The 12,705-nt window shown below is 69.7% G+C and carries 12 protein-coding genes; 6 read left to right on the forward strand and 6 right to left on the reverse strand.

Translation table 11 applies throughout. The annotated features are described in order from the left end of the window. Nucleotides 1–21 precede the first annotated feature (21 nt). Nucleotides 22–939, forward strand: a complete 918-nt coding sequence (locus tag ACFWNN_RS30835; RefSeq protein WP_382443534.1) for an aldo/keto reductase — start codon at nt 22–24, stop codon at nt 937–939. A gap of 70 nt (nt 940–1,009) precedes the next feature. On the opposite strand, the gene ACFWNN_RS30840 is transcribed toward ACFWNN_RS30835, so the two are convergent. From ACFWNN_RS30840 to ACFWNN_RS30850, 3 genes are all read right to left on the reverse strand, one after another. Beyond that, the gene (locus ACFWNN_RS30840) at nt 1,010–1,462 is read right to left on the reverse strand and encodes a flavodoxin family protein (protein ID WP_382443443.1); all 453 of its coding nucleotides are present in this window, start codon (nt 1,460–1,462) and stop codon (nt 1,010–1,012) included. Nucleotides 1,463–1,526: 64 nt separating this feature from the next. Continuing rightward, nucleotides 1,527–1,994: a hypothetical protein gene (locus ACFWNN_RS30845; RefSeq protein ID WP_382443444.1), complete on the reverse strand. Its 468-nt coding sequence runs from the start codon at nt 1,992–1,994 to the stop codon at nt 1,527–1,529. Nucleotides 1,995–2,040: 46 nt separating this feature from the next. Continuing rightward, on the reverse strand, nt 2,041–2,499 hold the full coding sequence (locus ACFWNN_RS30850; protein ID WP_382443445.1) for a hypothetical protein: 459 nt from the start codon (nt 2,497–2,499) through the stop codon (nt 2,041–2,043). Nucleotides 2,500–2,519: 20 nt separating this feature from the next. Here ACFWNN_RS30850 and ACFWNN_RS30855 point away from each other — a divergent pair, with 20 nt between their 5' ends. Both ACFWNN_RS30855 and ACFWNN_RS30860 read left to right on the forward strand, forming a co-directional pair. Then, nucleotides 2,520–3,146, forward strand: a complete 627-nt coding sequence (locus ACFWNN_RS30855; protein ID WP_382443446.1) for a class I SAM-dependent methyltransferase — start codon at nt 2,520–2,522, stop codon at nt 3,144–3,146. Between the two features lie 21 nt (nt 3,147–3,167). Beyond that, nucleotides 3,168–3,506 carry a hypothetical protein gene (locus ACFWNN_RS30860; protein WP_382443447.1) on the forward strand — a complete coding sequence of 113 codons (339 nt, stop codon included), beginning with the start codon at nt 3,168–3,170 and terminating at the stop codon, nt 3,504–3,506. On the opposite strand, the gene ACFWNN_RS30865 is transcribed toward ACFWNN_RS30860, so the two are convergent. The 3 genes from ACFWNN_RS30865 to ACFWNN_RS30875 form a co-directional block, all read right to left on the reverse strand. After that, nucleotides 3,503–5,107: a phospho-sugar mutase gene (locus ACFWNN_RS30865; protein WP_382443448.1), complete on the reverse strand. Its 1,605-nt coding sequence runs from the start codon at nt 5,105–5,107 to the stop codon at nt 3,503–3,505. The genes ACFWNN_RS30860 and ACFWNN_RS30865 overlap by 4 nt on opposite strands. Further along, nucleotides 5,104–5,895, reverse strand: a complete 792-nt coding sequence (locus ACFWNN_RS30870; protein ID WP_382443449.1) for a purine-nucleoside phosphorylase — start codon at nt 5,893–5,895, stop codon at nt 5,104–5,106. Before ACFWNN_RS30870 ends, ACFWNN_RS30865 begins: the two co-directional genes overlap by 4 nt. A gap of 171 nt (nt 5,896–6,066) precedes the next feature. Further along, entirely contained in the window at nt 6,067–7,680 is a 1,614-nt protein-coding gene (locus ACFWNN_RS30875; protein ID WP_382443450.1) for a serine/threonine-protein kinase, read from the reverse strand. A gap of 114 nt (nt 7,681–7,794) precedes the next feature. On the opposite strand from ACFWNN_RS30875, the gene ACFWNN_RS30880 reads away from it, so the two are divergent. The 3 genes from ACFWNN_RS30880 to meaB are packed head-to-tail and all read left to right on the forward strand — an operon-like array spanning nt 7,795 to nt 12,705. Then, a complete protein-coding gene (locus ACFWNN_RS30880; RefSeq protein ID WP_382443451.1) occupies nt 7,795–9,588 on the forward strand; it encodes a methylmalonyl-CoA mutase family protein in 1,794 nt (597 codons plus the stop codon). After that, on the forward strand, nt 9,585–11,720 hold the full coding sequence (scpA, locus tag ACFWNN_RS30885) for a methylmalonyl-CoA mutase (RefSeq protein WP_382443452.1): 2,136 nt from the start codon (nt 9,585–9,587) through the stop codon (nt 11,718–11,720). The genes ACFWNN_RS30880 and scpA overlap by 4 nt, the downstream gene beginning before the upstream one ends. Further along, entirely contained in the window at nt 11,713–12,705 is a 993-nt protein-coding gene (meaB, locus tag ACFWNN_RS30890; protein ID WP_382443453.1) for a methylmalonyl Co-A mutase-associated GTPase MeaB, read from the forward strand. Before scpA ends, meaB begins: the two co-directional genes overlap by 8 nt.

The raw sequence follows: 12,705 nt of genomic DNA on the forward strand, positions 1-12,705 counted from the left end.
GGGCCGCAGGGGCTCGGCTGCATGGGGATGTCGGAGTTCTACGGCGCGGGCGACGAGTCCGAGTCGATCGCGGTGATCCACCGGGCCCTGGAGCTCGGCGTCACCCTGCTCGACACCGCCGACATGTACGGGCCCTATCTGAACGAGGAGCTGGTGGGCCGCGCGATCGCGGGCCGCCGTTCCGACGTGGTGCTGGCCACGAAGTTCGGCATCGTGCGGGACCCGGAGGGCGGCCGCTCGCTGCGAGGTGACCGCGAGTACGTGCGCGCCTCGGTGGAGGGGTCGCTGAAGCGCCTCGGCGTGGACGTGATCGACCTCTACTACCTGCACCGCGTCTCGACGAACGCGCCGATCGAGGAGACCGTCGGCGCGATGTCCGAGCTGGTCACCGAGGGCAAGGTGCGTTTCCTGGGCCTGTCCGAGGCGGGCCCGGAGACCCTGCGCCGCGCTTCTTCTGTGCACCCGATCACCGCTTTGCAGAGCGAGTGGTCGCTGTGGTCGCGCGACATCGAGGCCGAGATCGTGCCGACCGCCCGCGAACTGGGCATCGGCATCGTGCCGTACTCGCCGCTCGGCCGTGGCGTCCTGACCGGCCGTTTCACGTCGTCCGCAGACTTCGGCGCAGGCGACTTCCGTGCCGCGAACCCGCGCTTCTCGGGCTCGAACCTCGACACGAACCTCCGCATGGTCGAAGCGCTCCGTGCGCTGGCCGCCGAGCGGGGCGTGACCGCGGGCCAGCTCGCCCTGGCGTGGGTCCAGCACCGCGGCGACGACGTCGTGCCGATCCCCGGCACGAAGCGGATCAAGTACCTGGAGGAGAACGTCGCGGCGGCGTCGTTGTCGTTGTCCGCCGACGACCTGGCCGCGATCGAGGCGGCGGTGCCCGTCGAGGCCGTGGCCGGCGACCGCTACCCCGACATGAGCTCGATCGGCCGTTAGAACACACGTTCGAAGATGTCCCCAGGGTTGTCCACAGGGTGGGGACAAGAGGCTGTGGACAACCCTGGATTCATGTGGACAACTGGGCCGCAACAGTCGCGCCGAGCTCCCAGCAGGCCTCTTCCTGGACCTTGCCCACGTCACCCGTCACGGTGACGTGCGAGGCCACCTTCTCCCACCCCAACCCGGTCGCAGCGGTCTCCACGCTGCGCACCGCCCCCACCGTGTCGTTGTTGCCGTGCACGTAAAGCCCGTACGGCCTGCCTCTCGTGGAGTCGAGACACGGGTAGTAGACGGTGTCGAAGAAGTGCTTCAACGCACCGCTCATGTAGCCGAGGTTGGCGGGCGTCCCCAGCACGAAGCCGTCGGCCTCCAGGACATCCACAGCGGTTGTGGACAACGCGGCTTTGCGCACGACCTCGACACCCTCGATCTCGGGGGTGGAGGCGCCGGCGAGCACGGCCTCGAACATCGCCTGGAGGGCGGGCGACGGCGTGTGGTGGACGATCAACAGGCGAGGCATGCCGCCACGCTGACGGCTGATCCGCCGCTCCGCAACCTCGTCCGAGGCGGAGCGAACCGTGAGCTCAGTAGTCCATCTCGTAGTCGTTGGTGTCCGGCGGCGTGTCGTCCACCCCGATCGCCCGCAGGTCCTCCGACGTCACCACCTCGACCGGCGGCTCCATCAACCCCAGCAGCTCGTCGACCATGTCGAGGTGGATCTCCCGGGACCGGGTGTTCAGCTCACCGATCTTCTGCATCCGCTCGATGACGCGGCTGCCCTCCACCTTCTTCGCGATCAGGCTGAACTCCCCAAAACCGCTCCCAGGCCCGGTGATCGCGGCGTTCGAGTCGACAGTGCTCCTGATCATCACGGTGAAGGCGTCGAGCTTCGTGAGGTTCACGCCGAAGGCCTTCTGCAGGCCCTCGGCCAGCCGGACCTGGAACGCCTTCATGTCGTCGCTGAACGCGCCGTAGAACATGTTGAGGCCGCGCTTGCTGTCCGGGTGCGCGTCGAGCACGGCCTGCGCGAGGTCGCGTCGCGTGTAGTCCATGGTCGGCAACCTAGATGACCTTGCCCCCGCGCCCCCACCGCATTTATCAGCCGAAGTCGGGGTCGCGCGGCTCCACGTCGTTCACGCCGATCGCCCTGAGCTGCTCGCTGGTGACGACCTCACCGTTGTCCGGCTTGGCCAGCGCCAGGATCTTCTCGGTGAGGTCGAGGTGCCGCTCCGCTGCCTTCTCGTGCATCTCCTGCAGTTCGGCGGCGATCTCCATCGCGCCGGACCCTTTGACGCGCTCGAGAAGCAGGCCTCCCTCCAGCATGCCGGCGAACGGGTGGGTGTTGCCGCGGTAGGAGCGCGTGACGCCGTGGAGGAAGAACTTGAGCCACATCTCGTCGTCGAGGCTGAACTCGAACAGCCGGCAGAGGCCTCGCAGCAGTTCCTCGCGGTAGGTCTTCAGTCGCACGTAGTACGAGTCGGGGTCGGTCGGCCCGCAGGAGTGCACGGGGTGCGCGTTGAGGTAGGCGAGCGCGAGATCACGCCGCGTGTAGTCCATGGGCGGCAACATAGATGACCATGACCCGCGCCTCCTACGACATCGTCGCCGCCGACTACGCCCGCCTCATCCCGGACGCGCACGACGGCCGCCCGCTCGACGCCGCGATCATGCGCGCCTTCGCCGAGCTCACCGAAGGGCCGGTCGCGGACATCGGCTGCGGCACCGGCCGCATCACCCAGCACCTGCACGAACTAGGCCTCGACGCCTCCGGCATCGACCTCTCCGACGGCATGCTCGATCAGGCAAGAAAGCTGTACCCGCACCTCACGTTCACCCAGGGCGACATGACGAAGCTCGATCTCCCCGAGAACAGCCTCGGCGGCGCGGTCGTCTGGTACTCGACAGTCCACATGGCGGCGAATGAGGTGCCGTGGCCGGAGTTCCACCGGGTCCTCAGGCCTGGCGGACATCTCCTGCACGCCTTCAAACTGGGGAACCGCACCACGCCGCTCACCCACGCCTACGGCCACGACGTCGATCTGGAAGTGCACTGGCACGACATGGACGAGACCGTGAGCAACGCGACCGAAGCCGGGTTCAACGAACTGGCGCGGTTGCAACGTCAGAAGGGTGTGGACGAAGGCGGGCCGCAGGCGTTCTTGTTGATGAACAAACGGAACCCCACGGCCGGAAGCACGTCCTAAAGGGTGTACACAGGAGGGACCATGAAGACCACCGCCCTAATGCACACCAGTCCTCGTCAGCGCCGCATCACCTGGGGTTTCGGCCTCGGGATCAGCGTCGGCATGATCGGGATCGGGCCCCTCTTCGCGTCCGTGTGGCCGGGGTTCGACCACAGCCCGTGGGACATCAACACGATGTTGTTCGGGCTCGGCGTGGGGCTCTGCGCGATCGCGTACATCTTCGTGCGGATCGCCGTGGCGGCCGTCACCGAAGGTCGTCGCAACGCGGTCGCCCCGCCGACCAGAAGGGCCTACCTCGTGGCCGGCGGGGGATTCGTCCTCGCTGTGCTCGCGCTGGCGGTCGCTCTGCTGACCGCCTAGCTGACGAGCTCCGTCACCCGTTCCCGCAGATCGGCCAACCTGGCCTTGCCCGACGCACGGGCGGACTCCAGTCCGTCCGTGACCGGCTCGACGATCTCCAGGTACGCCTTGAGCTTCGGCTCGGTGCCGGACGGGCGCACGATCACCCGCACGCCGTCCGCGGTCCAGCGCAGCACGTCCGCGCCGGGCAGCAGGTCCTCGGAGGAGAACTCCGCGGGCGGCGCCGAACGAAGACGCGCCATCGTCGCGCCGATCAGGCTGAGATCGGTGTACCGCAACGAGACCTGGTCGGTCAGGTGCAGGCCGTGGTCCAGCGCGAGCTGGTCCAGCGCGTCCAGCAACGTCCGCCCGGACGCCTTCAGGCCCGCGGCGAGGTCCGCGGCGACGACGGCGGCCGAGATGCCGTCCTTGTCCGCCACGAACTCCGGGTCCACGCAGTTGCCCAGCGCTTCCTCGTAGGCGAACACCAGTCCCTCGCCCGCGCGCGCCAGCCACTTGAAGCCCGTCAACGTCTCCGCGTACCTCGCGCCGTGTGCGGCTGCGATCGACTTCAACAACGACGACGACACGATCGTCGTTGCCACCAACGGATCCGTGGACTCCGTGGTCGACAGCACGAGCGAACCGAGCAGCACGCCCGTTTCGTCGCCACGCAGCATGCGCCATCCAGAACCGTCACGAATGCCCAGCGCACACCGATCCGCGTCCGGGTCCAGCGCGATGGCCAGGTCCGCGCCGACCGACGCCGCGAGAGCGAGCAGCTCGTCGGACGCGCCAGGCTCCTCCGGGTTCGGGAACACCACGGTCGGGAAGTCCGGGTCCGGCACCGCCTGCGACCGCACCACGTGCACGTCGGTGAAACCCGCGCGCCGCAACGCTTCCACGGCGAACGCGCCGCCCACGCCGTGCATCGGCGTCAGCGCGATCTTCAGGTCACGCGAGTTGCCGCGCGGCAGCGACGCCACCCGGTCCAGGTACGCGTCCACGTCCGCGTCGGAAAGCGTTGTGTACGTGAAGTTCCGCGGCACGGACACCGCCGCCGGAACCGCCTCGATCGCCTTCTCGATCTCGCCGTCCGACGGCGGCACGATCTGCGAACCGCCACTCAGGTACAGCTTGTAGCCGTTGTCCGCGGGCGGGTTGTGCGACGCGGTGATCTGGATCCCCGCCACCGCGCCGTGTGCGCGCACCAGGTACGCCAGCACGGGCGTCGGCAACGGCCCCGGCAGCAGCCGCACCTCGAACCCCGCCGCCGCCATCACCTCGGCGGCGGCCACGGCGAAGTCCTCCGAGCCGTGCCGGGCGTCGCGGCCCACGAACACCAGGCCGGACGACGACCCCAGCCACGCCGCCAGCCCCGCGGTCGTGCGGACCACGGTGGCGACGTTCATGCCGTTCGTGCCCGCCCGCACCGGCCCGCGCAGCCCGGCCGTGCCGAACGTGAGCGGTCCGGCCATGCGGTCCTGGAGGTCCTCCAACGCGGCGGCGTCGCCGCCCATCGCCCGCGCCAACACGGTCTGCAGCTCGGTTCGGGTCGCGTCCGACGGGTCGTCAGCGATCCACCGGAACGTCGCGTCGCGCAGTGCCGGCGTCAGGCTCATGCCCGCGCCACCAGCTCGCGCAGCAGCGTGCCCATGCGCTCGGCGGCCGCGGCACCGGCCTCCAGCACCTCCTGGTGGTTCAGCGGCTCACCGGTGATGCCCGCCGCGAGGTTCGTGACCAGCGACAACCCGAACACCTCGACGCCCTCGGCACGGGCGGCGATCGCCTCGTGCACGGTCGACATGCCGACCAGGTCCGCGCCCATCGTGCGCAGCATCCGGATCTCGGCGGGCGTCTCGAAGTGCGGCCCGGGCAGACCCGCGTACACGCCTTCCTCGAGCGAGGAGTCGATCTGCTGGGCCACCGCCCGCAGCCGCGGCGAGTACAGGTCCGTGAGGTCCACGAACCGCGCCCCGACCAGCGGCGACAGCGCCGTCAGGTTCAGGTGGTCGGAGATCAGCACCGGCTGCCCGACGGACATGCCCTGCCGCAGGCCACCGGCCGCGTTCGTGAGCACGACCGTCGACACGCCCGCGGCCGCGACCGTGCGCACGCCGTGGACGACCTTCTGGATGCCCTTGCCCTCGTAGCCGTGGGTGCGGCCGAGCACGACGAGGACCTTCTTACCGCCGACCTCGACGGAACGGATGGTGCCGCCGTGGCCGAGCGCGGTCGGCGCCTCGAAGCCCGTCAGCTCGCCCACCGGGATCTCCGTGACCGGGTCACCGATCACGTCGGCGGCGGGCCGCCAGCCGGAGCCGAGCACGATGGCGATGTCGTGCTTCGCGTTGCCGGTGCGGCTCTGGATCTCTTCCGCGGCCTTGCCGGCCAGCTCTTCTGGAGTCACCGCGAGAGCTTAAGCCGTGTCCTGTGGGTCTGTTCGATGAGAGTCGCGTCCGAGCGGGTTCATGGCGGTGCCGCCGCGAACCCCTCATACCGGGCGTATTCGGGGTTCGCGGCGGTGCTGTCAGGGACCCCCTCGGGCGTGACTATCGCGGACTGACCCGCAGGACACGGCTTAAACCGGGGCGAACGTCGAGGCGATCGCGTCGAAGAGTCGTGCGCGAGCCTCGTCCTCCTGCTCCGTGGGCACGGTCACCTCGACCACCCACAGGTCGTTGCCGTAGGGCAGCACCCGCGAGAAGTGCGACCTCCGCAGCGCGTCCCGGCCCTCGCCCTCGACGGTCTTGTAGACGAGCTGGATGCTGTCCTCGCTGCGCGGCCCCGCGAGGTTCGGCGTCGCCACCTGCTCGCCGCCGAAGAACGAGTTGGGCCAGTGCGCGACCACGCCGAGGACGTACGCCTCGATGTCGCGCTTCGGGTAGAACTCGGGGAACCGCCGGACCGTCACCTCGTACGCGCCGCTGCCGGACACGAAGCGCACCACCGCGGACGCCGGGAACCACGAGTCGGCGGCGCGCTGCTCGGCGTAGGTGGACCAGCTCTGCTCGACGCTGATCGTGAACTTGCCGCCCTGGTCGCCGTTCGCGAACGCGGCCGACGCGGTGCGTTGCTGCAGCGTCGCCGACGTGGGCAGGGTCGGGAGCGTGACCTGCGTCTGCTCGGTCGGCGGCAGCAGCGGCGCGCCCGCCGCGTACCTGGTCAGCGCGAACCCGCCGCCCGACCCCACCACGAACAGCAGCACGGCCGCGACCAGCACGAACGTCGTCGCGACCCGGCCGCGTCGGCGCGTCGGCTCGATGGGCTTGGTGACGAGGAACGGCAACGGGCCGGGGTCGTCGGCCAGCGGCGCGTCCGGTTCGATCTTGGGCTTGGGCCGCACGACGATCGGCAGCGGCACCGGGTTGCGCACCTCGAACGCGTCGGTGCCCGGCTCCGGCAGCAGCGCGTAGACCTGCTTGCGGACGTCGACGAGCGACAGCCGGTCGTCGGCGTCCTTCCGCATCAACCCGCTGATCACGGGGGAGAGCCTGCCCGCGCCCGCCGGCACCGGCACCTCGCCGTGGATCACCGAGTTGATCGTCTGCATGACGTTCTTGCCCACGTACGGCGGCTCGCCCGCCATCGCGGCCCACATGGTCGCGCCGAGCGACCACCGGTCCGCGGCCGGCGACACGTCACCGCCCTGCGCCACCTCGGGCGCGATGTAGGCGGGCGTGCCGAGCGTGATGCCGCGCGCGGTCATGGTGGCTTCGGCGACGTTGCGCGCGATGCCGAAGTCGGTGAGCTTCACCCGGCCGTCGTCCGCGATGAGCACGTTGCCGGGCTTCACGTCCCGGTGCGTGATGCCGGCCCGGTGCGCGGACTCGAGCGCCGCGGCCACCGCGTCCAGCACGGCCGCGCCCTGCTTCTCGGTGAGACAGCCCTGCTCCTGCAGCACCTCGCCGAGACTGCGCGACGGCACCAGCTCCATCACCACGTACGGGTCGCCGTCGTGCTGGACGACGTCGTAGAGCGTGACGAGGTTCGGGTGGGAGAGCGCGGCGATGGCCCGCGCCTCGCGCATCGTGCGCTCCCGCAGCAGGTCGGCCTCGACGTCGGGCATGCCCGGAGGCCGCAGGATTCCCTTGACCGCGACCTGCCTGCGCAGCACCTCGTCGTGGGCGGCCCAGACGGTGCCCATCGAGCCCTGGCCCAGCAGGTGCAGCAGCCGGTACCTAGCCGCGATCAAGCGATCCTGGTCACCGTTCTCCACGTTTCCATTCTTCCTGACACACTGACTGCATCGTTAACGGCGGTGAACCTCACATAGCCGTGTCGGTACCGGTCGGTAACACTGCAACGCATGATGGAGTTGGCCTTGCCCGCCGAATTCCGCCCGAACGAGTTCCCCGCGGCGTCGCGGGAGCAGTGGCGTGAGCTGGTCGACGCCGTCCTCCGCAAGACCGGCGCGAGCTACGACTCGCTGGTCACGAAGACGTACGACGGCCTGGAGCTCCAGCCTCTCTACACCCGCTCCGACGAGCCGCCGGTGCCGTACGCGCTGGCGCCCGTCCGGCAGGGCTGGGACGTCCGGCAGCGCCACACCGTTCCTGATCCGGTGGCGCTGATGAACGACCTGGAGGGCGGCGTCACCTCGTTGTGGCTCGCCGTGCCCCCGTCGTCGCTGGAACGCCTCCTCGACGGCGTCTACCTGGACCTCGCACCCGTGGTGCTCGACGGTTCGGTGGAGCTGGCCCGCGCGATGCTGCGGGTGTACTCGCAGGCGCCGGTGCTGGCCTCGGAGGTGCGCGGCAACCTGGGCCTGGTGCCCTTCGGCCCAGCGCTCGACGTGGTCCTGGAGGCGCGGTCCGAGTTCCCGGAGCTGCGGACCGTCGTGGTGGACGCGCTGCCGTTCCACGACGCCGGCGGCTCCGACGCGGAGGAGCTGGGCGCGTCGCTGGCGCTGGCCGTCTCCTACCTGCGCGCGCTGACCGGCGCGGGGCTTTCGGTCTCCGACGCGTTCGCGCAGCTGGAGTTCCGCTTCGCCGCCACGGCCGACCAGTTCTCGACGATCGCCAAGCTGCGTGCGGCGCGACGGTTGTGGGCTCGGGTGGCCGAGGTGTCCGGGGTCTCCGCTGTGCAACAGCAGCACGTCGTCACGTCGTCGGCGATGATGACCCGCCGCGATCCGTGGGTGAACATGCTGCGCACGACCATCGCCTGCCTGGCGGCCGGTCTCGGCGGCGCCGACGCGGTGACGGTGCAGCCCTTCGACGCGGCCATCGGGCTGCCGGACGAGTTCGCCCGGCGGATCGCGCGGAACACGCAGAACCTGCTGCTGGAGGAGTCGCACCTCGGTGAGGTGATCGATCCGGCCGCCGGGTCCTGGTACGTGGAGCAGCTGACGGACGGGCTGGCCGTGCAGGCCTGGGCCTGGTTCCAGGAGATCGAACGGGCCGGGGGGATCGCCGAGGCCGGGTCGCTGGTGGCGACGCGGATCGCCTCGACGTGGGCCGCGCGGTCGGCTCGGCTGGCGGACCGCAGCGACCCGATCACGGGCGTCAGCGAGTTCCCGAACCTCACCGAGAAGCCGGTCGTCCGCGAACCCGTGCCCGCCAGCGAGCCCGCCTCCGTCCCTGCCTTCGGGATCGATTCCGACTCGCAGGCCCCCAGGGGGGATTCGCCCCCCACTCCAAGTTTCTCAGGCAGGTCTGACAGTTTCGGGCTGCCGCGGGTGCGTTATGCACAGGCCTTCGAAGAGCTGCGCGACCTCGCCGACGCCCAGCCCGAACGCCCCCAGGTCTTCCTGGCCACCCTCGGCCCGGTGGCCGCCCACACCGCACGCGCCACCTTCGCCGCCAACCTCTTCAACGCCGGCGGCTTCGCCACCCCCAACGCGGGCCCCACCAAGACCCCCGAAGAAGTGGCCGAACGCTTCGAGCAGTCCGGCGCGAAGATCGCCGTCCTCTGCGGCAGCGACACCAGCTACGCGGACCAGGCGACAGCGACCGTCGAAGCCCTGCGCAAAGCGGGCGCCGAACGGGTACTCCTCGCGGGCAAGAAGACCGACGCCGACGTCGACGGCTTCGTCTTCATGGGCTGCCCGGCGCTGGAAATCCTCAACACCACCTACGACTTCCTGGGAGTGGAGCGATGATCCCCAACTTCGCGGACATCGACCTCGGCCCCCTCCCGCAGGCCAAGTACGAGACCGACCTCCCGAACTGGGAGACCCCGGAAGGCATCGCGGTCAAGCCGGTCTACGGCCCGGAGGACACCGAGGGCTTGGACTTCCTCCAAACCTATCCAGGTGTCGCGCCGTTCCTCCGCGGCCCATACCCCACGATGTACGTCAACCAGCCGTGGACCGTCCGCCAGTACGCGGGCTTCTCCACCGCCGAGGAGTCGAACGCCTTCTACCGCCGCAACCTCGCGGCCGGCCAAAAAGGCCTCTCAGTGGCGTTCGACCTCGCGACGCACCGCGGCTACGACTCGGACCACCCGCGCGTCGCCGGTGACGTCGGCATGGCGGGCGTGGCCATCGACTCCATCTACGACATGCGCACGCTGTTCGACGGCATCCCGCTCGACAAGATGTCCGTGTCGATGACGATGAACGGCGCGGTGCTGCCGATCCTCGCGCTGTTCGTGGTGGCGGCGGAGGAGCAGGGGGTGAAGCCGGAGCAGCTCATGGGGACGATCCAGAACGACATCCTCAAGGAGTTCATGGTCCGCAACACCTACATCTACCCGCCCAAGCAGTCGATGCGGATCATCTCCGACATCTTCTCCTTCACGTCCCAGCACATGCCGAAGTACAACTCCATCTCCATCTCCGGCTACCACATGCAGGAGGCCGGGGCGACGGCAGACCTGGAGCTGGCGTACACGCTGGCGGACGGCGTCGAGTACATCCGCGCCGGCCGGGAAGCAGGGCTGGACGTCGACAAGTTCGCGCCTCGGCTCAGCTTCTTCTGGGCGATCGGCATGAACTACTTCATGGAGATCGCCAAGATGCGGGCCGCACGGCTGCTCTGGGCCAAGCTGGTCAACGACTTCCAGCCGAAGTCCCAGAAGTCGCTGAGCCTGCGCACCCACTGCCAGACGAGCGGGTGGAGCCTCACCGCGCAGGACGTGTTCAACAACGTCGCGCGCACGTGCGTCGAGGCGATGGCGGCGACGCAGGGGCACACGCAGTCGTTGCACACCAACGCGTTGGACGAAGCGCTCGCGTTGCCGACGGACTTCTCGGCACGCATCGCACGCAACACGCAGCTGCTGCTGCAACAGGAATCGGGCACCACGCGCGTCATCGACCCGTGGGGCGGCAGCGCGTACGTCGAGCGCCTCACGAACGAGCTCGCCGCCAAGGCGTGGGAGCACATCACCGAGGTCGAGAAGGCCGGCGGCATGGCCCGCGCGATCGACGAGGGCATCCCCAAGCTGCGCATCGAGGAGGCGGCGGCCCGCACCCAGGCGCGCATCGACTCCGGCCGGCAGCCCGTCATCGGCGTCAACAAGTACCTGGTGACCAACGACGAGCAGATCGAGGTCCTCAAGGTCGACAACGCGGGCGTGCGCGCGCAGCAGCTCGAAAAGTTGCGCAGGCTCAGGGAAGAACGCGACCAGTCCGCTGTGGACAGTGCGCTGAACGCCCTGACGAACGCGGCGAACGGCGAGGGCAACCTGCTGGAGCTGGCGATCAACGCCGCCCGCGCCAAGGCCACCGTCGGCGAGATCTCCGAGTCGCTCGGCAAGGTGTGGGGCCGGCACAGCGCGCAGATCCGCACCATCTCAGGGGTGTACCGGCAGGAGGTCGGCTCCGTGTCCAACGTGGACGCCTGCCGCGAGGTCGTCGAGACGTTCGCGGAGGAGGAAGGCCGCCGCCCGCGCATCCTCGTCGCCAAGATGGGGCAGGACGGGCACGACCGCGGCCAGAAGGTGATCGCCACGGCGTTCGCGGACCTCGGCTTCGACGTCGACGTCGGCCCGCTGTTCCAGACGCCGGAGGAGGTCGCGCTCCAGGCCGTGGAGGCCGACGTGCACATCGTCGGCGTCAGCTCGCTCGCCGCCGGTCACCTCACGCTCGTCCCGGCCCTCAGGGAGGAACTGACCAAGCTCGGCCGCGAGGACATCATGATCGTCGTCGGTGGCGTGATCCCGCCGCAGGACTTCGACGAGCTGTACGCGGCGGGCGCGGCGGCGATCTTCCCGCCCGGCACGGTCATCGCGGACGCGGCCAAGGACCTGCTGGTGAAGCTCGCGAAGCAACTCGGCCACCATGGCTAGGACGATCGACGTCGCCGAGCTCACCAAGGGCGTGCTCGACGGCAACAGGGGCGTGCTCGCACGCGCCATCACCCTCGTCGAGTCCAAGCGATCGGACCACCGGGCCAAGGCCCAGGAGCTGCTGGTCGAGCTGCTGCCGAAGGCGGGCGACGCGATCCGCGTCGGCATCACCGGGGTCCCCGGCGTCGGCAAGTCGACGTTCATCGACGCCCTCGGCACCATGCTGACCGCGCAGGGCCACCGGGTCGCGGTGCTCGCCGTCGACCCGTCCTCGACCCGCACCGGCGGCAGCATTCTGGGCGACAAGACGCGCATGCAGCGGCTGTCGGTCGACCGCAGCGCGTTCATCCGGCCCTCGCCCACGTCCGGCACGCTCGGCGGCGTCGCGCAGGCCACCCGCGAGACGATCGTGCTGGTCGAGGCGGCCGGGTTCGACGTCGTGCTGGTCGAGACGGTCGGCGTCGGGCAGTCCGAGGTGGCCGTCGCCAACATGACGGACTGCTCGCTGTTCCTCACGCTCGCGCGCACCGGCGACCAGCTCCAGGGGATCAAGAAGGGCATCCTGGAGCTCGCGGACGTCATCGCGGTCAACAAGGCCGACGGCGACCACGAGCTGGACGCCCGCAAGGCCGCGCGCGAACTGGCCGGGGCGCTCAAGCTGCTGCGCCCGCCGGACGCGCTGTGGCACCCGCCGGTGCTCACGTGCTCAGGTCTCACCGGAACCGGTCTCGACGACCTGTGGTCCCGCGTGCTGGAACACCAGCGGACGCTGAAGGACGCCGGTGAACTGGACGAGCGACGTCGACGTCAGCAGGTCGACTGGACCTGGATGATGGTCCACGACGAACTGTGGCGGCAGGTGCGCGAGAGCGCCGCCGTGCGGTCGCTCGCCCCCTCTCTCGAAGAGAAGGTCCGACTAGGAGAGCTCACCGCGACCCTGGCGGCCGAGCAGATTTTGAAGGCGTTCCAATCGGACTCTCGGTAG

Origin of the sequence: Lentzea sp. NPDC058450, from assembly GCF_042721395.1 — a bacterium.
In the GTDB taxonomy this organism is placed as follows: Bacteria; Actinomycetota; Actinomycetes; order Mycobacteriales; family Pseudonocardiaceae; genus Lentzea.

What these genes read in the sequence shown, in the direction of transcription:
- ACFWNN_RS30835 (WP_382443534.1), top strand. Translation starts at nt 22, where the DNA reads ATGGGGATGTCGGAGTTCTACGGCGCGGGCGACGAGTCCGAGTCGATC.
- ACFWNN_RS30840 (WP_382443443.1), bottom strand. Translation starts at nt 1,462, where the DNA reads ATGCCTCGCCTGTTGATCGTCCACCACACGCCGTCGCCCGCCCTCCAG.
- ACFWNN_RS30845 (WP_382443444.1), bottom strand. Translation starts at nt 1,994, where the DNA reads ATGGACTACACGCGACGCGACCTCGCGCAGGCCGTGCTCGACGCGCAC.
- ACFWNN_RS30850 (WP_382443445.1), bottom strand. Translation starts at nt 2,499, where the DNA reads ATGGACTACACGCGGCGTGATCTCGCGCTCGCCTACCTCAACGCGCAC.
- ACFWNN_RS30855 (WP_382443446.1), top strand. Translation starts at nt 2,520, where the DNA reads ATGACCCGCGCCTCCTACGACATCGTCGCCGCCGACTACGCCCGCCTC.
- ACFWNN_RS30860 (WP_382443447.1), top strand. Translation starts at nt 3,168, where the DNA reads ATGAAGACCACCGCCCTAATGCACACCAGTCCTCGTCAGCGCCGCATC.
- ACFWNN_RS30865 (WP_382443448.1), bottom strand. Translation starts at nt 5,107, where the DNA reads ATGAGCCTGACGCCGGCACTGCGCGACGCGACGTTCCGGTGGATCGCT.
- ACFWNN_RS30880 (WP_382443451.1), top strand. Translation starts at nt 7,795, where the DNA reads ATGATGGAGTTGGCCTTGCCCGCCGAATTCCGCCCGAACGAGTTCCCC.
- scpA (WP_382443452.1), top strand. Translation starts at nt 9,585, where the DNA reads ATGATCCCCAACTTCGCGGACATCGACCTCGGCCCCCTCCCGCAGGCC.
- meaB (WP_382443453.1), top strand. Translation starts at nt 11,713, where the DNA reads ATGGCTAGGACGATCGACGTCGCCGAGCTCACCAAGGGCGTGCTCGAC.